General features: G+C 44.3%; 15 protein-coding genes. 2 read left to right on the forward strand and 13 right to left on the reverse strand.

Annotated features, from left to right (window positions below; genetic code table 11):
- Window positions 1-38: 38 nt before the first annotated feature.
- The 5 genes from AC6CIF_RS16960 to AC6CIF_RS16980 form a co-directional block, all read right to left on the reverse strand.
- Window positions 39-1,538: a sensor histidine kinase gene (locus AC6CIF_RS16960; RefSeq protein ID WP_498200616.1), complete on the reverse strand. Its 1,500-nt coding sequence runs from the start codon at window positions 1,536-1,538 to the stop codon at window positions 39-41.
- The gene (locus AC6CIF_RS16965; protein WP_017688086.1) at window positions 1,535-2,233 is read right to left on the reverse strand and encodes a response regulator transcription factor; all 699 of its coding nucleotides are present in this window, start codon (window positions 2,231-2,233) and stop codon (window positions 1,535-1,537) included. The genes AC6CIF_RS16960 and AC6CIF_RS16965 overlap by 4 nt, the downstream gene beginning before the upstream one ends.
- Complete coding sequence (locus AC6CIF_RS16970) at window positions 2,226-3,545, reverse strand: hypothetical protein (protein ID WP_498200617.1); 1,320 nt, start codon at window positions 3,543-3,545, stop codon at window positions 2,226-2,228. The genes AC6CIF_RS16965 and AC6CIF_RS16970 overlap by 8 nt, the downstream gene beginning before the upstream one ends.
- Before the next feature lie 22 nt (window positions 3,546-3,567).
- Window positions 3,568-4,293 carry a phosphonate ABC transporter ATP-binding protein gene (locus AC6CIF_RS16975; RefSeq protein ID WP_091020744.1) on the reverse strand — a complete coding sequence of 242 codons (726 nt, stop codon included), beginning with the start codon at window positions 4,291-4,293 and terminating at the stop codon, window positions 3,568-3,570.
- 83 nt (window positions 4,294-4,376) lie between these two features.
- A complete protein-coding gene (locus AC6CIF_RS16980) occupies window positions 4,377-5,567 on the reverse strand; it encodes an MFS transporter (protein WP_498200619.1) in 1,191 nt (396 codons plus the stop codon).
- A gap of 208 nt (window positions 5,568-5,775) precedes the next feature.
- Here AC6CIF_RS16980 and AC6CIF_RS16985 point away from each other — a divergent pair, with 208 nt between their 5' ends.
- Entirely contained in the window at window positions 5,776-6,696 is a 921-nt protein-coding gene (locus AC6CIF_RS16985) for an ArsR/SmtB family transcription factor (protein ID WP_498200621.1), read from the forward strand.
- Between the two features lie 49 nt (window positions 6,697-6,745).
- On the forward strand, window positions 6,746-7,510 hold the full coding sequence (locus AC6CIF_RS16990; protein WP_076210120.1) for an HAD family hydrolase: 765 nt from the start codon (window positions 6,746-6,748) through the stop codon (window positions 7,508-7,510).
- A gap of 28 nt (window positions 7,511-7,538) precedes the next feature.
- On the opposite strand, the gene AC6CIF_RS16995 is transcribed toward AC6CIF_RS16990, so the two are convergent.
- The 8 genes from AC6CIF_RS16995 to AC6CIF_RS17030 form a co-directional block, all read right to left on the reverse strand.
- Window positions 7,539-9,878 (reverse strand): type IA DNA topoisomerase, encoded by a 2,340-nt coding sequence (locus tag AC6CIF_RS16995; protein ID WP_498200623.1) that lies wholly within the window; start codon window positions 9,876-9,878, stop codon window positions 7,539-7,541.
- Window positions 9,879-10,003: 125 nt separating this feature from the next.
- Window positions 10,004-10,495, reverse strand: a complete 492-nt coding sequence (gene fur, locus AC6CIF_RS17000; RefSeq protein WP_036613667.1) for a ferric iron uptake transcriptional regulator — start codon at window positions 10,493-10,495, stop codon at window positions 10,004-10,006.
- 232 nt (window positions 10,496-10,727) lie between these two features.
- Window positions 10,728-12,215, reverse strand: coding sequence for a glutamate synthase subunit beta (locus AC6CIF_RS17005; protein WP_076210118.1), 1,488 nt, complete (start codon window positions 12,213-12,215; stop codon window positions 10,728-10,730).
- 616 nt (window positions 12,216-12,831) lie between these two features.
- Window positions 12,832-13,320 (reverse strand): dihydrofolate reductase, encoded by a 489-nt coding sequence (locus AC6CIF_RS17010; protein WP_076210117.1) that lies wholly within the window; start codon window positions 13,318-13,320, stop codon window positions 12,832-12,834.
- Window positions 13,321-13,370: 50 nt separating this feature from the next.
- Window positions 13,371-14,165, reverse strand: coding sequence for a thymidylate synthase (gene thyA / locus AC6CIF_RS17015; protein WP_498200625.1), 795 nt, complete (start codon window positions 14,163-14,165; stop codon window positions 13,371-13,373).
- A 477-nt stretch (window positions 14,166-14,642) separates the two neighbouring features.
- Window positions 14,643-16,058: a dihydrolipoyl dehydrogenase gene (gene lpdA, locus AC6CIF_RS17020; RefSeq protein WP_036613658.1), complete on the reverse strand. Its 1,416-nt coding sequence runs from the start codon at window positions 16,056-16,058 to the stop codon at window positions 14,643-14,645.
- 3 nt (window positions 16,059-16,061) lie between these two features.
- Entirely contained in the window at window positions 16,062-17,384 is a 1,323-nt protein-coding gene (locus AC6CIF_RS17025) for a dihydrolipoamide acetyltransferase family protein (RefSeq protein ID WP_062834876.1), read from the reverse strand.
- A 176-nt stretch (window positions 17,385-17,560) separates the two neighbouring features.
- Window positions 17,561-18,538 carry an alpha-ketoacid dehydrogenase subunit beta gene (locus AC6CIF_RS17030; RefSeq protein ID WP_076210115.1) on the reverse strand — a complete coding sequence of 326 codons (978 nt, stop codon included), beginning with the start codon at window positions 18,536-18,538 and terminating at the stop codon, window positions 17,561-17,563.
- Window positions 18,539-18,606 lie beyond the last annotated feature (68 nt).

An 18,606-nucleotide genomic window follows, 5' to 3' on the forward strand; every position in this document is an offset into this window, starting at 1 on the left:
CGATCATCAGGTAGAAAAATCTCTTATCTTTTAAAACCTTAAGACTTTTCTAGATCCGATTTTGTATCACTTGCTGTTCGCTCATCTGTGACATCAGCATCACCAGACGCGGTTACAGATTCTTCTGGACCCATCTCCTCAGACACAGCCGGTAACGTAACCGTAACGGTTGTACCAGATCCAAGTTCACTCTGCATCGTGATCGTTCCCTCGTGCAGTTCTACCAGTTCTTGTGTAATTGCAAGACCCAGTCCCGTTCCCCCATTTTGATGATTTACCTGGAAGAAGCGGTCCCGTACTTTGATTAGGTGTTCTTCACTAATTCCGATACCGGTGTCCTGAACAGCTGCAATGATCTGACCATTCTCCTCTTTGACCGACAAGAAGATCCAGGAATTCTCATGTGAAAATTTGATCGCATTATCCACAACATTCAGGAAGACTTGTTTCAGTCTGTTACCGTCTCCATGGACATTATAAGCACGAGTCTCGTCCGTTTCCAACTTGAGATGGACCTGTTTTTGTTCCGCTTTGGCCCAAACATTCAACATCGTTTCCTGTACAATTTCACGAATGTTGACGGTTCCTTTGACCAGCTTCATCTGATTCTGCTGCAATTTGGAGAAATCCAGCATCTCTTCAACAAGTCCAATCAGTCGTTCGGTTTCCTTGGAGATAATACCCATACCGATACGGGTTTCTTCGGGATCATAACCGCCTGAATCCAGTGTCTCGCTCCAGCCTTTAATACTGGTCAGAGGTGTCCTTAATTCATGTGAGATCGAGGAGATAAAATCATCCTTGATCTGATTACTGCGCACGATTTCATGTGCCATGAAGTTAAGTGTTGATGCCAATTCGCCCAGTTCGTGCTTATAATTTCCCTTAACCCTGACATCCAGCCGCCCTCTGGCCATTTGAGCAGATACTGCGGTGATGTTGTTAATTGGACGTACAATGGAATTTGCCATACCAATGCTGATGATCAATACAAGAGAAAGCACTGCAACACCTACAGCAGCTGCAAGCAATCCCATCACTAGTAATTTTGAATTAACTAAATCAAGAGATGTCAAGTACCTGACAACGTAAGTATTCTCGCCTCCAAGGTCAAGTTTATGGGATACTGCCATCACTTGTTCTCCTGTAATTGGCTGTCTCCCGACCCAACGACCTACATTCCCGTTCATCGCCTGAGAGATATCACTGGTCTGAAGAACAGCATGTTCTGACTCAAATGCTGTAGAACTGGCCAATACTCTTCCGTTCAAATCGAGAATTTGTAATTCAGTATTATCAAGTTGAAGATTCACAAGCAGATACGATAGATTATTACCATCTTCTGCCCCATTCACTAGAGACAAAGGTTCTTTAAAATCATTTGTCATCGTAATTCGCTGGTTTATAGTGTTATAAATGCTCTCATAATAGTATCTTTGCACTGCAAGCATAAATATGAATTCAACTAACAACAGAGCAAGAAAAACTACGATGAAGTAATGTAATACGATTTGTCTCGTAATGCCTTTTTTAATCATTGCTCCCGGCCCTTCCATTTGTAGCCGTGACCCCATACAGTCTGGAGGTATTCGGGCTCGGAAGGATTGTTCTCAATTTTCTGACGTAGACGACGAATATTAACATCCACAATTTTGGGATCACCCATGTACTCTTTGCCCCATACATGATCTAACAATACATCACGGCTGAGCGGTGTATTTTCTTTTTCAAGGAAAAACTGAATCAAGGAAAACTCCGTTGGAGTCAATTCAATGGCTTCATTCTGTTTCTTGAATTGCTTCGAGATCAGGTCCAGCGAAAATGGCCCAGACTGGAACGTAACCTTTGCCGCAGTTTCCCGATGCACGTTCACACGACGTAATAAAGACTGAATACGCGCAATCAACTCTGTTGGGCTAAAAGGCTTGCTTACATGATCATCTGCGCCAACAGAGAGTGCGTATACTTTATCTTGTTCCTGAACTTTGGCGGTTAAGAAAATGATACCCAGACGTTCATTGGTCTCACGGATCCTGCGGCACACCTCGAAACCATCTATACCAGGTACCATAACATCCAGTAGAGCCAGATCAATGTCAGGTACTGTTTGCAGTATGCGAAGCGCTTCATGCCCATCTCCAGCTTCAAGTACTTCGAATCCGTTTCTCTTCAAATTGATAACAATAAAACTGCGGATGGATTCCTCATCCTCAAGAATAAGCACTTTACTCATTAAGTTCTTCCTTTCTATTTGTCGGCGATAAATTTTCTAAGAGTCCAGGGTTCGCATCAAGTTGAGAACCACGTGAAGCAATAATATGTTCATTGTTTCGTGTGATTTCTTTCCAACTCTTTCCCTTCTCCTGTTCCCACTGCGAAAGTGTGAAATATTTAATTTCACCAACAGTTTCATCAGTGTCAATCATTTTAAAGCGAATATACTTGTTTTTTTCTGATTTAGTATCAATAGTTATTTTCCCATACCAATCCGATTTGAGATTTAAATGGAATGAATTTGCATCGTCTCTATACTGAAAAGAGACAAATTTCTTCCCGTCTTTTCCATCCCACTGGTAAAAAGTATAGAACCACATTCGCTCGTCAAAGACATAATGCTCCCAACCCTTTGGTGTTTCTTTTAATCCATATTCAATAATATCATCATTATTGACATCACTACTTAAAATTTTGTCATCTCTATAAGTTTGATCGGGTGATTTGAAAGCATTTATCAATTTATCTTCTTTTACATATATGATCTGTGAAAAGGTACTTCGATCATCTAACTCAGCATCCAAAACAATACCCATTTTGTTCTCAGCAATCTGTCCGCCGAGTGCGCTATATATTTCTTTCACAGTATAGTCAGTCTGCATGCGATCTACTTCTTTAAAACTACCCTCATTAAATTGATATAAGGCAATTGTGGCAAAACCACTCGTATTTAATGTCACTATCACAAAATCACTTTCGTTGTCTCCATTTAAATCCAGTGCGTTTCCTTGAATATCGTCAATAATAAATTGATTGTAGGGCACACCACCCATTACCTGTTCAAGGGCACCTCCTTTGTAGGAGTAGGCCATTAAGGCTTTCTGGGCTTCAACACTTACCCCCAGAACAATGTCTGGATTTCCGTCATCTGTAATATCCAATAATTTAAATGATTGCAAGCTATTCCCTGGAACGTCAAATGTAAGTTTTTTCACCCATGTATCACCCTGTTCCTCTAAGAGCATTCCATGAATCCGCACATTCTCATTAGGGGTTTCATAGAAAACAATAGCCTCACGAGTACCATCACCATTCAGATCTGCAACACGAATCATGCTCGTATTATTCAGATCTTTGGGCCGGATTAACTTGCTCTCCGATGGTTGCTCCTTCTGTACAATCGTATATAATTTCTCCTTGTCCATGGACATCATAGGTTGCTTCATCAGAAGCTTGGGGTCACTTATGACTGTGCATCCGCTTAGAACAGACCCAAGCATAGTCGCCATAGTTCCTGCTGCTACAAAGCGTCCCCACCGTGAATTAAACAATCTCATCACTCTTTTCAATAGTTTAAATCTGGTTTTTTTCTTGCTGTGTCAATCTCCGTCCACGAATATCAAAAGCAATCTTACCGTCTGCCAATCCCCAGATTCGCGTGGCATGTTTCTCAGCAAGTTCAATAGGCAATACTGCAATGACTGTTGCACGTTCTTCTTCACATAATTTGCGCAACGTTTCCAGCACCGAATCTGCTGTGTGAGGGTCAAGACCAATCACTGGTTCATCGGCCAAAACGACTTTGGCACCATGAGCAAGTGCTCTTGCAATAGCAACACGCTGCTTCTCGCCACCACTGAGCTTCTCTGCTATTTGATGTGCTTTATCAAGTAATCCCAATCCTTCGAGATAATCCATAGCACCCATATAATCATCAGAACGTACCATACCGGTTACCATTCTCCATACAGGAGTCTGACCCGATCGTCCGATTAATACATTTTTAAGAGCCGTACGTCTGGGAAATAGTTCTGGATTCTGTTCCAAGTATGCCCATTCCCGTTTGATTTTCCGTTTTCCGGACCAGCCTTCTTTCAAAATCTCGGCGCCATCCACCGTAAACCGGCCGGAATCCCATTTCTCCATCATAGCCAGACATTTGAGCAGCATGCTTTTTCCGCTACCGCTTGAACCAACTACAGCTATCATCTCTCCTTGTTGCATATCAAATCGAATATCCCGTAGAACGGGAACGCGGTCCACGCCAACGGATTTACTCAAGTTCTCTACTCTGATCATCGCGATGTCTCCTCTTGTCCATGTTTTTCCCTACCACTAGTGTACTCGGAAATGGACATCAATTTCCATGCGAACACCAGCTTCTATTTTAACACAGATTCGAACTCCGGTTTACGACGAAATAATATACCTGCCAAGCCGAAAAGAAGATACATGATTCCGAGCAAGGTAAACATGCTTCCGGGTGAAATCCAGTTGATCATCTGACCACCCAGATTCGGTCCAATAATACTTCCAATCGTGAAATGAAAGGAAGCCACCACGTTGGCTGCAGGCAGCAACACTTTAGGTAAAATATCTGCGGCATAGGCCAGGCCCAACGAGAAAAAGGAGCCGACCAGGCCACCAGCAATCGTTAACAATACAAGCGTCCACCAGAAATGCGTACCTGCGACTGGAACCAGCATGAAGATGATTCCCCCGCTGATGCCCGCAAACATCAATATCTTCTTACGCCCATATCGGTCACTCAACATCCCGAGTGGCAATTGAAGGAACAAACCTCCAATCCCGATAAAAGGAAGCAACGACGAAATCTGATTGGTATCGAATCCAATACGCAGTCCATACACAGGGAAGTTACTATTCATACCTGCTTCCATATATCCGTATAAAAGTGCTGGTAACAGTGCGTACCAAGCCCATGCCAGACTACGACGGAAGCGCCGTTCAGGGAGCTGGCCATGCTCTGCTTTTTCCGGCTTCGTATTCGGAAGCTTCATTAATACCAGTATAAGTACTGCTGCCATACATACGAACAATACCCAGAAAGGGACAGCATCACCGAAGCCAAGTAGCTTAATTCCCAGCGGACCAATACTGAATCCCAGCCCGTAGGACATGCCATATAGCGATATGTAGCGCCCACGTTTCTCAGGTGCCGTAACAAGCAGTACCCAGAGCTGAGCCGCGTAATGCAGTGCGCTGTCTCCTATTCCAACGATCAGGCGCAATATGAACCATATTTTAATATCTGGTAAATACGGAAATAGTACTAAAGGGACCATGACCAATATCAGGCCACCCACAATCAGTTTTTTGAACCCGAGTGCCCCTAATAGTCGTTCCGCAACTAGAGTCATGGCAAAAGAGCCAATGTACAATGCAGCAGCGTTTAATCCGTTTAAACCTGGTGAAACCCCTTTTTGCTCCAAAAAAATCGAAAGCACAGGCAGCAAAAGCCCCTGACTAATTCCAGCTACCACAATAACCGTAATCAAAATCAGATAATTGGCTGTCGAGTGTGATAGTTTGGGGCGAGTAATCGATGACACGAATTCATTCCTCCTGCGAGCACACAAAGAAAAATCGCCATCGCTGACGACTTTTGTATGATATACATATGGTTTTAAACTGCTATTCTTGAATCAGGGCTTTGCCCCGGACTTGAACATTATAGTGGACAACGCCCTGCAAAACAAGCCATAATAGTACTTAAGTCGCTGCGTACATTTAGATGTGACGGGAGGATTCTGCAACAATATGGCTTATCATGTGAAAATTGATGTTTCACCGATATATGAAATGCTCAACAGCTTTCTGGTTTATGTTACGAAAAAATGGATTCAGCATCTGGATATCGGTCCTGAATGGATTCTGGAAGTGGAAGGCAAACTAAGTTCCAATGTACGAGCTGCGCTCGCACCTGCTGCCACTTGGCCTTTTGATGATTTTGATGTCCTGTTTGCATGGGCTGCGTATCAAAATGATACGAAGGAAAATCGTGAATTTCTGGACATACTTGCCGGAATGACAGCGGAAGACCTGTATGCACGTGTGTCTCCTCTTCTGCCCGCTCTTACAATAGAAGAATCTACGCGCATTCGGAACAGTTATGTCCCATTATTGCGACTATGGGATGAACACTACTGTCAGAATATGAGCGAAGATCAGCGTGTATGGCTGGAAGAAGATGCCGAAGAAAAACGCATTTTGCTTGATAAAATGGGTCCTGAACTGCTTATTGAATATGCTACGGCAGGAGTTCTTGTTGAACCGATGCCTGGATTGAACGAAGTTATCCTGTTTCCAACGGTGCACAATCGCCCTATTAATATGTACTGCTTCTATGAGGGTATGATGATCATGCAGTATCCCGTAGATGCACCTGAAGAGAACGAAGACCAGCCGCCAACATGTCTTTTACGTTTCACCCATGCCTTGGCTGATCCCGAAAGACTTCGCCTGCTTCGTTACGTATCGGATGAACCCAAATCCCTCGCTGAGATGTGTGAAGAATTGGGTAAAGACGAAGACACGGTCAAAGACCAGGTTATGGCGCTACGCATCGCAGGTCTGCTACGGACCCATCTGCTCGGAAGTAACCGTAAAGAGAAATATAGTATTCGACCGGATGGCGTATCTGAATTAAATATGTTCCTGGAATCCTATATTCGCATTTAATTTAGTTGAACCATTGTGGATTTACTGGCTACAAGGAGTGAGTTAGATCATGAAAATAATGAAACAACATATTTTGTTTGACCTTGATGATACACTCGTATATTGCAACAAGTACTTCAACCTGGTTTTGGGAGAATTCTTTGAAAATATGCAAGAGTGGTTTGATGGACATTCTCTGACGACACAAGAGATTCGGGAAAAACAGCTGGAGATTGATGTAACCGGAGTGAACAAGCTTGGCTTTGCGAGTCATCATTTCCCGCAATCCCTGATTGATACCTATCGTTATTTCTCCGGCAAGTTCGCCAGATTAACCTCTCCCAGAGAAGAGTCTTATCTGAGCAAGTTGGGTATGAGTGTGTACGATCAGGAGGTTGAACCCTACCCTCATATGGTTGAAACGCTTGAGAACCTCAAAGGTGCTGGACATTCCCTTTACTTATATACCGGCGGCGAAACCGTGATCCAGCAGCGCAAGATTGATCAGATGAAGCTCTCGGCTTATTTTGATGATCGGATCTATATCCGACAACACAAAAACGTTGAGGCACTGGAAGGCATTCTGTCTAACGGTCCGTTTGATCGTCGGGCAACATGGATGATTGGCAACTCACTACGCACAGATATTATGCCTGCGGTAAAAGCCGGAATTCACAGCATTTATATCAAACAACCAAATGAATGGCAATACAACATCGTAGAACTTCAGCCTAATCCGGAAACGTCGATGTATACCATCACTGCACTGGAAGAGGTACCAAAAGTCATACACGAAAATATACAACAGCAGCAACAGAAAAGGACCCTTGGTTAAGGGTCCTTTTGCTTTATGATGACTAACATCAAGCATCATGCTTCTCACCAGATAATTTGCCTGTTACTACGTCCTGCAAAATAATACGTGCCTTCACCGTACTCCCGTCTTTTCGTTTGAACGACAGTACTTGTGTACTGCCCTTCTCTATCAGCGATTTTAACATCGTACTGGTGATTTTCTTTCCTGCATACTCTTTCCAGACCACAAATGAACAGCCTTCCTTGAAACGTGAGCATCCATAACCCTTCTTGCCCTCTATAATCTGACCTGTACAGCCTGGAGAAGGACAAGGTGCCAGTAACTCTCTCACTCCGGTTGGGCTCGCTGTTGAAGATGATGACTTGGTGGTCGTGCTTCTCCCACTGCCCGCTCTGGACGAAGATGCCGTAGTCTGACGGGACGTTTTTACAGCGGAACCACCACTAGCCGTCTTGGCAGATGTCCTTGTATTGCCGGCCTGGGTCCTGGCTCCTTTACCTTTGCCCCTGCCTGCCCGTGAATCTTCCCCAAAAGCATCTGCTGGGGCTGGGGCTTGTACACGCACTTTCTCAATGATGGACAAGGTGAATTTCTTGACGTTCTCCATGAACTTGTCCTGACCCGCCTCACCTTTGGAAATCTGATATAACCTTCTTTCCCATTGCCCGGTCATCTCAGGTGAAGTTAGCAGATCTACACCCGCGCGACGAATCAACTCAATAGCTGTTCTGCCTTTGAGCGTTAACTGCATTTTCTTCCCTTGCAGCGTAATGTAACCTACGTTTTTGAGGCGCTCAATTGTCGCCGCACGTGTAGCCGGAGTACCTAGACCACTATCTTTCATTGCGTCTCGCAGCTCTTCATTCTCGATCTGCTTGCCTGCACTTTCCATCGCTTTCAGCAATGTTCCCTCGGTATAACTTTTGGGAGGCTGGGTCGCTTTCTCCTTGAACTCACTCTTCGTACATTGAACAGGCAATTCAGGTTGTACAGCAAAAGCCTTGTCCGTCCACTCTTCAGCTTCCTCATCCTCATTGCCGTTTTTCTTGCTCTTCTTCTTGCCTGCACCGCCCTGTTCCCGATCTCCAGAACCGAGAACCACTTTCCATCCGAGGGACAGCAGCTCTTTGACAGATGTCTTAAACTGATGTTTCTCCACTTCGGTGAGCACGGTATGTTGCTTATACTCCGCCGGAGGATAAAAGTGAGACAAAAACCGTCTGACAATCAAATCATAGATGTTCTGCTCATCCTTGGATAAGGTACCTGGTCGCTTCAAAGTAGGTAGGATCGCATGGTGATCCTCAACCCTGCTCGGATTACATACCCCTTTATTATTCTTGTGAACAAGCTCTGGCTTGGCCCCTTGTGCAAGCTCACTATAGGTACCATTTTTAAGCAGGTTTAGTGTTTTGTGCATACCTTCAATATTCTGTTCTGTAACATAGTTGGAGTTTGTCCGCGGATACGAAATTACCTTGTGTTTTTCATACAAGGCCTGTGCAATATCCAGTGTTTTTTTGGCTCCATATCCAAACTTGGCATTGGCTTCACGCTGTAAAAGGGTCAGGTCATACAAACGATACGGATACTCCTTCGTCTGCTTTGCTTCGTATTTGGTAATCTGCCCTGTCTTGCCCTTCACAGTGGCTGCAATGGCCTCTGCTGCCTCCGCATCGGTCAACTTATCTCCCTGACGCAGTCCCCGGTACTCAACACCTTCCTGCCGAAACCAGGCGGCTACTTCATAAAAGGTCTGTGACTGGAACGCTTCAATCTCTATTTCCCGATCGTAGATTAGCGCGAGTACCGGCGTCTGCACACGGCCTACAGACAACAATGCATTATGGCGGGTTGTAAACGCCCGCGAGGCATTCATGCCGATCAGCCAATCGGCTTCACTTCTGGCGCGAGCTGCATGGGTCAAATTTTCAAATTCAGAGGCATCCTTCAGACCATCAAATCCACGTCTAATGCTCTCTGCCGTCAAATCCGATATCCATAAACGCTTTACAGGCTGACGCAGCTTCAATTGCTGTTGTATGAGAGCGAAGATGTACTGACCTTCTCTCCCTGCATCGCAAGCATTAACGATCGCTGAAGCCCGTTTTGCCAGTTCTCCAATCATTTTAAGCTGATCTTTAGTCCTCGGATTGGGTACAATCTTGAACTGATCGGGTATGATCGGCAGGTCCGCTATATTCCAGCGTTTGTACTTTGTATCATAGGCATCCGGTTCAGCCAGTCCAAGCAAATGCCCTATCGCCCAAGTGACGATGTAATGCTCACCCTCCAGATATGTGCGATTATTCTTGGCCTTTGGTTCTATGACGGCGGCAATGGTTCGACCCATGTCGGGTTTTTCCGCTATAACCAGTGTCTTCATCCGTCCATCTCTCCTCCTTCACCGTCCGCATGACGGCAAAAAGGGGCATTCCGCCGACGGAAGCCCCTTGCTTCTGAAACTCATTATATCAGATTTTGGATTCGGGAGCACCTTCCCGAAATGAATTATCCTGCTGCCTGTTCCTTTAATACATGTTTTTGTCTGCACTCTTTGCATACACCCTGGAAATCCAGACGATGATCCGTAACAGCAAAGCCATACTGACGCTCGATTTGTTGTTCCAAACGAAGCAGACCATCTTCCATAATCTCTTCCACTTTACCACATTCTGTACAGATCAAATGATGGTGGTGATGGGAACCGTCTGTACTTCGCAGATCAAAACGCGCAGCGCCGTCACCAAAGTTAATCTTTTCAACGACCTGAAGGTCACTCAGCAGTTCAAGAGTTCGGTATACGGTAGCCAATCCAATCTCAGGGAACTGCTCTTTAACCAGGAGAAATACTTCCTCTGCGCTAAAATGATCCTTTTCATGTTCAAGCAATACACGTACAGTAACTTCTCGTTGTTGTGTTAACTTATATCCTTTTTCAACCAATTGATTTTTAATGTGAAAGATTTGTTCTGAAATGGACTTGTCCCGGTTACTTGCCATAGCAGGTCGCACCTCCGGTTTATATTCATTGAATTTTACTTTTATCGTACGGATTCATGGTTTCTGTTAATCCTTATTTATAATCATTATAATATAATAATAAATCTTTATCACATAAAAAGCAATGATATTGCTCACACTTACGTGAAATATGTAGTCTTTTCTTTTCAATAGACAGCAAACAACCCTCGCTGATTCGCGAAGGTTGTCAATGATATCTTGTTCTATACTTTTACACCAGAACCGAAGCACCCATCAAGTATTTGTCCACTTCACGAGCAGCCTCACGGCCTTCATTAATCGCCCATACAACCAAGCTTTGACCACGACGCATGTCACCTGCTGCAAATACTTTATCCACATTGGTGTTGTATTTGCCGTAACGTGCCTTAACGTTTGTGCGACGATCTGTTGCAAGTCCCAGTTGCTCTACCAACGTTTGTTCCGGTCCATCAAAACCAATGGCAATCATGGCCATCTGAGCCGGGAATACACGCTCTGTACCTGGAATCGGCTGATAAATCTTGCGACCAGTCTCATCCACAATACGCTCGATCTGTACTGTATGCAATTCTTTGAGGTTCCCCTCATCGTCTCCGACAAATTTCGTTGTCATGATGGAGAACTCACGCGGATCTTGACCAAACAACGCTTTGGCTTCCTCTTGCGCATAATCAAGTGTGTATACGTTCGGGAATTGTGGCCAAGGATTATTAATGCGATCACGCTCCATAGGCGCTTGTGTATGCGTACCGAATTGAGTGATCGTACGACAACCATGGCGCAGCGATGTAGCCACACAGTCAGATCCTGTATCACCGCCACCAATGACGATAATATCTTTATCTTTAGCGGACAGATATTGACCATCTTCCAGATTGGAGTCCAGATAACTCTTAATGCTGCCATTCAGGAAATCCATTGCGTAATGAACGCCTTTCAAGTCGCTGCCTTCAATATTGAATTCACGCGGCTTCGTTGCACCACCGCACAATACAACAGCGTCATATTCATCCACCAGTTGTTGTGCTGCAATATCTTTACCAATCTCGGTGTTCGTAATGAATTGAATGCCTTCTGCTTCGAGCAGATCAACACGACGTTGAACTACGTTTTTATCCAATTTCATCGTTGGGATACCGTACATCAGCAATCCGCCGACACGGTCCGAACGCTCATATACGGTTACCGAGTGTCCTGCTTTATTCAACTGAGCCGCAGTAGCTAATCCCGCTGGACCTGAGCCTACCACAGCTACACGTTTACCCGTACGTTTTTCAGGAGGTTGGGGAACGACCCATCCTTCTTCGAAACCTTTTTCAATAATTGCTTCTTCAATCGTTTTGATGGTTACAGGCTGACCAATTAAGCCAACTGTACATGATCCTTCGCAAGGAGCTGGACAGATGCGACCTGTAAACTCTGGGAAATTATTCGTTTTGTGAAGGCGCTCAAGTGCTTCTCTCCACAGTCCGCGATATACAAGATTATTCCATTCTGGAATCAGGTTATGCACGGGGCAACCTGACGTGCCGCCAATCATATCTATACCTGTATGGCAATACGGGGTACCACAATCCATGCATCGTGCACCTTGTGTTCTGAGCTCTTCTTCAGCCATGTGTTTATGAAACTCTTCCCAATCCTTAATCCGCTCCGCTGGCTCACGATCTGTTGGCAGTTGACGTTTGTATTCCATAAATCCAGTAGGTGTAGACATCTTACGTTTTCCCCCATCCGTTCTTGTCTTAATCCCTTCATGTGCATGGTTCTATATGAAATGGATTACTCATTACTTGAGTTTTTGTCTATTGTATCACAAAATCTTCTCGAAGATATTTCAATTATAGTAGCATTTACTGTGCTGAATATTAAATGGATTATCCGCATAATTATTTGTATTTTATACATCATATCTTTCAAGTCTACCCATGGTCAATACCCTTATTTTGGTGTTTAATGTGGTTTTGAACTGCAAAATCTGTTGTGTGTTAAAGAAATAAAAGGTCGAAACGTTAAGTGAATGTCAGATAATTTGTCATCAAATCCAACATATTTTACTATAAATCGTTCTCAATTCCGAAGATCAGACTGGTTTTAGGGCTTCACAACGTTAAAACCTCAAAACTTTTACACTTTTTTACTGTTTAATGCTTGGTCGTATGTATAATATATATAAATACCAATTAATCATGTTATATTAATGTTATATGTATTCCAATTTAAACAAGTGACTCATTTTTTTATAAAAGAAAAGACGCTGTTCACGAATATTTCGCAATCAGCGCCTCTCATCATAAAAATACGACCGAAGTCAGGAATTTCTTATGCCAAATTTACCGTTTACGTTCGTAGAATTCGAATGTATACGCATAAACATTTTTTTCATCCTGTTCGCCTTCAATCTGTTCAATCAGTTCCCATTCGGACCAATCCACTTCAGGGAAAAACGTATCTCCCTCAAAATTCTCATGAATTTTGGTCACCACAAGACGATCTGCAAGTGGCAGGAACTCACGATACACTTGGGAACCCCCAATTACACACAGTTCCTCACCTTTGGTTACACTCAGCCCTTCTTCAATCGTATGTACGATTTCAGCCTGTTCCACCTTGTAGTTCAGATCTCTTGTCACTACGATATTACGGCGCTGAGGAAGCGGCTTACCACCAAAAGATTCCCATGTGTTGCGTCCCATGATAATTGTTTTGTTCAGCGTACGTTGTTTGAAAAAGGCCATATCCTTGGGTAAACGCCATGGAATCGAATTATTCAATCCGATCACACCGTTCTCCCCCATTGCCCATACCAGTTCAATACTCAAGGGTAATACACTCCTTCAATCCAAGTCTCTTATCGAGATTGAACACATAATTAGACTGCAATTGGAGCTTTAATGCCCGGATGATGCTGATAGTTCTCAAACTCGAAATCTTCAAACGTATAATCAAAAATAGAATCCGGCTTACGCTTGATTACCAGCTTAGGTAAAGCATAAGGTTCACGCTCCAGCTGAGTTTTAACCTGATCTACGTGGTTGGAGTAGATGTGAACATCCCCTCCAGACCAGATGAAATCACCCACCTCAAGATCACATTGCTGGGCGATCATATGAGTCAAGAGCGCATAACTCGCGATGTTAAACGGCAACCCGAGGAACGTATCCACGGAACGCATCGTAAGCATACATGATAATTTACCCTCTGCAACGTAAAACTGAAACGCAAAATGACAAGGTGGAAGTTTCATATTGTTGATCTCAGCCACATTCCATGCACTGACAAGGTGACGACGCGAATCCGGATTATTTTTAATCGAATCAACGACTGCAGAGATCTGATCAATCTTTTCTCCGTTTGGTGCTTCCCATGTACGCCACTGTGAGCCGTATACCGGACCGAGATCCCCATTTTCGTCCGCCCAGTCGTCCCAGATCTTCACACCGTTTTCTTTCAGATAAGATATATTGGTATCGCCACTCAAAAACCACAACAGTTCATGAATAACCGATTTGAGATGAATTCGTTTGGTTGTTACCAGCGGAAATCCTTCGGAGAGATCATAACGGAGTTGTCTGCCAAATACAGATTGTGTTCCTGTTCCTGTACGGTCTCCTTTATGCACGCCGTTGTTCAGAATATCCTGTAATAAATCGAGATAGTTTTTCATGTTGAAATCCCCTCACTAAAGAATATTTACACTTACCACTCCGATGACAGAACAACCTTCCGATCGCTGTTATCCCCAGATTTTTTTAATCTCCTTTTCCAAAGGTAAAATCCGGGGATAAAGGCGAAGCGTATGCTTCCGATGCAGCTTTCCTTCAGAAAGCTTTTAGCTCCGCTTCTTCAGGTTTTTTCTGTCCTCTACGTTCTCGTGTAAAAGGTTAGTTTAACTAAATATATAGACCGTGATTGGCTTGGAGCCACATCATGACTGATCATTACTACAGTGTACCACAATTGAGTTGTTGATAAAATCAATTCACTGAAACTTATGAGCGTGTAACTTTTCATCATATCACATACAAGAGCATCTTAAATTTCTCGGCTCTTGCTCAGAAAAAAAGAGACGAATAACGCGTTAACGTCATTCGTCTCTTCTGATATACGTATAATGCCGGACGGATCCGAAGCTTAGATGATCTTAACGGGAAATGATGTGGATCGGGTGACCCATAACCAATTCCGCAGCTTCCATCACGATTTCGCCCAAAGTTGGGTGAGCGTGAATTGTGAGAGCCAGATCTTCCAAAGTAGCGCCCATCTCAATTGCCAAACCAAGCTCAGCAATCAGGTTGGAAGCTTCCAGACCTACGATTTGGCAACCCAATACAAGGCCGCTTTCTTCGTCAGCTACGATTTTCACGAAGCCTTCAGCGTGGTTCAAAGATACAGCACGGCCGTTACCCGCATAAGGGAACTTGCCAGCTTTTACTTTGTAACCTTTTTCTTTAGCTTCTTTTTCAGTGTAACCTACGCTGGAACACTCTGGATCTGTGAACACAACAGCTGGCATACATTTGTAGTCAACTACAGATGGTTGTCCTGCGATTGCTTCAGCAGCCACTTTACCTTCATAAGAAGCTTTGTGCGCCAGAGCCAAGCCAGATACGATATCACCGATTGCGAAGATGTGAGGAATGCTTGTGCGACCTTGGTGGTCAACTTTGACAAATCCACGCTCGTCAACGTCAACACCAATCATGTCGAGACCAAGTTCTCCATCCGTGTTTGGACGACGTCCAACAGTTACCAGCAAGTAATCTGCAGTAACTTCTTTGGATTCACCATTTACGGAATATTTAACAGTTACGTCTTTGTCCGTTTGCTCAGCACTTTCTGCTTTTGCACCCGTAACGATTTCGATACCTGTTTTCTTCATGTTTTTAGCCACAAGGCTAGTCATGTCTTTATCGAAACCTGGCAGTACTGTATCCAAACCTTCGATGATTGTTACTTTTGCACCGAATTTAGAGTACATTTGACCAAGCTCAGCACCGATATATCCGCCACCGATAACGATCATGCTTTTTGGTACTTCAGGCAAGTTCAGAGCTTCTGTCGAAGACAGAATGCGTCCGCCAAACGGGAAAGGTTTCAGTTCGATTGGACGGGAACCTGTTGCAATAATTGCATTTTTAAATTTGTAACGTGGAGACTCGTGGTCATTGAATACACGAGCTTCGTTTTCGTTGATGAACATGCACTCACCGTTGAAAACTTCAACTTTGTTGCCTTTGAGCAAACCAGCTACGCCGCCAGTCATTTTCTTAACAACGCCGTTTTTGAACTCTTGAGTTTTGCTGAAGTCCACTTTTACGTTCTCAGCAGAGATACCAAAAGCTTCACCGTGAAGTGCAGACTCATATTGGTGTGCAGCAGAGATCAGGGCTTTGGATGGAATACATCCACGGTTCAAACAAACACCGCCCAGTTCGGATTTGTCTACGATCAATACGCTTTGGCCCAGTTGAGCAGCGCGGATGGCAGCTACATAGCCGCCAGGACCCGCACCAATTACTAATGTGTCGATATTGAGAGAAGCGTCGCCTACTACCATATCTTACACCTCCATAACAAGCAGCTCAGGGTTAGCGAGCAGCTGTTTAATGTAATTCATAAAGTTTTGTGCTGTTGCGCCATCGATGATACGGTGGTCAAAGCTCAGGGAAAGAGCCATTACAGGTGCTGCAACTACTTCGCCGTTTTTGATCACTGCTTTTTCGCTGATACGTCCTGTTCCGAGAATAGCAACTTCAGGGAAGTTGATGATTGGTGTGAAGAACATACCGCCAGCAGAACCGATGTTACTGATGGAGATCGTGCTTCCTCTCATTTCATTCGCGCTCAATTTGCCCTCACGACCACGAGCAGCCAGATCACGGATAGAATCAGCAATCATCCAGATGGATTTACGATCAGCATCTTTGATAACAGGAACGATCAAACCGTTGTCTGTATCTGTAGCGATACCGATGTTGTAGTATTTTTTGTAAACAATTTCGTTAGCTTCTTCATCAATCATAGCGTTCAGAGCCGGGAATTGGCGAGAAGCCGCAACCAGTGCTTTAACGATGAATGGCAGATAAGTAACTTTTGTTCCTTTTTTCTCTGCAATTGGTTTCATGCGAGTACGGAAAGCAACCAATTCAGTTACGTCCACTTCGTCCATGATTGTAACGTGAGGTGCTGTGTAAGCCGATTTAACCATCGCATTAGAGATCGCTTTACGGATACCTTTGAATGGTACGCGCTCTTCTTCAACGTGTTGATCAGCTGCAGCCGCTGCTGGTGCTGCGGATTTTTTCTCTTCTTGAGCCGGAGCTTCGGAAGATGCCGCTGCGGAAGAACCGCCACCGTTTTTGAAGGATTCAACATCTTCTTTGGTTACTTTACCGTTGTTGCCAGTGCCGTTAACCTGAGCGATGTCTACACCTTGTTCGCGAGCAAATTTACGCACGCTTGGTGTTGCCAGAACGTCTTTGGCAGGTACTGCCGGAACGCTGTTGTTGCCGCCTTCTTTAGCTGCATCCGAACTGGAAGCTGCTGCAGAAGAACCGCTTGTGTCAGCTCCGCCTTGAGCTGCATCTTTCTCTTGCTCGCCTTGATCGCCAGCAGGAGCGTCGTCTTGCTCAGGAAGTTCGCCTTCTGCATCGATGATCGCTACAACTTCACCAACGTGGCAGACTTGACCGTCTTTAGCGAATACTTCTGTAACTGTTCCGTTAACCGGACAAGGTACTTCTACAACCGCTTTGTCGTTCTGTACTTCCATGATGATGTCGTCGTCAGTTACTTTGTCACCGACTTTGATGTGCATCTTGATGATTTCGCCTTCGTGCAGGCCTTCGCCCAATTCAGGGAATTTATATTCAAATTTAGCCAACTGAAAAACCTCCTTGATTATGTGCTCAATCCTGAAAACAACCCTTAACTCCAAGAAACAACTGTTACTGCTAATGCAAATAACTGTTACTCAAGGGGCTAATGGCTGTTTACAGTGCAGCTTGCGCTGCGGTGTGAATCACCATACTGCGCCTTGCGGCATGTCAGATGATTAAATTAGAAATTTACGACTTTGTTAACCGCAGCAACGATACGCGCCGGGTTAGGCAGCCATGTATCTTCGATTTGTGCAAATGGATATACAGTGTCCGGGCCAGCTACACGCAGAACCGGTGCTTCCAAGTGCAGGATTGCTTTTTCATTGATTTGGGCAATGACTTCAGCTGCAACACCTGCGCTCTTTTGAGCTTCCTGTACAACAATTGCACGGTTTGTTTTCTTAACGGAAGCAACGATAGTATCGATGTCGATCGGGCTAACCGTACGAAGGTCGATAACTTCAACTTTGATTCCTTGTTTTTCGAGTTCATCTGCTGCTTTCACAGAAGTGTGAACCATCATACCGTAAGTAATGATTGTTACATCAGAACCTTCACGAACAACGTTCGCTTTACCCAACTCAACAACGTAATCTTCTTCAGGCACTTCAGCACGGAAAGCATGGTACAAGTTCAAGTGCTCCATGAAGAATACAGGATCGTTATCGCGAATAGAAGCGATCATCAGTCCTTTTGCATCGTAAGGGTTGGAAGGAACAACGACTTTGATACCTGGTGTTTGCGTGAGCAGACCTTCCAGGGAATCTGTATGCAATTCTGCCGCTTTTACACCGCCACCAAATGGTGTACGGAATACGATTGGAGAATTGTATTTTCCACCGGAGCGGAAACGCATACGAGCAGCTTGCACTACCATTTGGTCAAGAGCTTCGAAGATAAAACCAACGAATTGGATCTCAGCAACCGGACGGAAGCCTTGTACACCCAGACCTACAGCCAGACCACCAATAGCGGACTCAGCCAGTGGAGTATCAAACACACGCTCTTCGCCAAACTCTTTTTGCAGACCTTCCGTTACACGGAAAACGCCGCCTACATTACCTACGTCTTCACCGAAAAGCAGAACGTTAGGATCACGTTTCAACTCCACGCGAAGCGCATCACGGATTGCTTCTTTCATGTTCATTTGTGCCATTTGCTTCATTTCCTCCTTAAACATTGACAGTTCACATTTGAATTCGTACATGTATACCGGGACATTAA

It is taken from the genome of Paenibacillus sp. GQ49 (assembly GCF_059759055.1).

What these genes read in the sequence shown, in the direction of transcription:
- AC6CIF_RS16960 (WP_498200616.1), bottom strand. Translation starts at nt 1,538, where the DNA reads ATGATTAAAAAAGGCATTACGAGACAAATCGTATTACATTACTTCATC.
- AC6CIF_RS16965 (WP_017688086.1), bottom strand. Translation starts at nt 2,233, where the DNA reads ATGAGTAAAGTGCTTATTCTTGAGGATGAGGAATCCATCCGCAGTTTT.
- AC6CIF_RS16975 (WP_091020744.1), bottom strand. Translation starts at nt 4,293, where the DNA reads ATGATCAGAGTAGAGAACTTGAGTAAATCCGTTGGCGTGGACCGCGTT.
- AC6CIF_RS16985 (WP_498200621.1), top strand. Translation starts at nt 5,776, where the DNA reads ATGGCTTATCATGTGAAAATTGATGTTTCACCGATATATGAAATGCTC.
- AC6CIF_RS16990 (WP_076210120.1), top strand. Translation starts at nt 6,746, where the DNA reads ATGAAAATAATGAAACAACATATTTTGTTTGACCTTGATGATACACTC.
- AC6CIF_RS16995 (WP_498200623.1), bottom strand. Translation starts at nt 9,878, where the DNA reads ATGAAGACACTGGTTATAGCGGAAAAACCCGACATGGGTCGAACCATT.
- fur (WP_036613667.1), bottom strand. Translation starts at nt 10,495, where the DNA reads ATGGCAAGTAACCGGGACAAGTCCATTTCAGAACAAATCTTTCACATT.
- AC6CIF_RS17005 (WP_076210118.1), bottom strand. Translation starts at nt 12,215, where the DNA reads ATGTCTACACCTACTGGATTTATGGAATACAAACGTCAACTGCCAACA.
- thyA (WP_498200625.1), bottom strand. Translation starts at nt 14,165, where the DNA reads ATGAAAAACTATCTCGATTTATTACAGGATATTCTGAACAACGGCGTG.
- lpdA (WP_036613658.1), bottom strand. Translation starts at nt 16,058, where the DNA reads ATGGTAGTAGGCGACGCTTCTCTCAATATCGACACATTAGTAATTGGT.
- AC6CIF_RS17030 (WP_076210115.1), bottom strand. Translation starts at nt 18,538, where the DNA reads ATGGCACAAATGAACATGAAAGAAGCAATCCGTGATGCGCTTCGCGTG.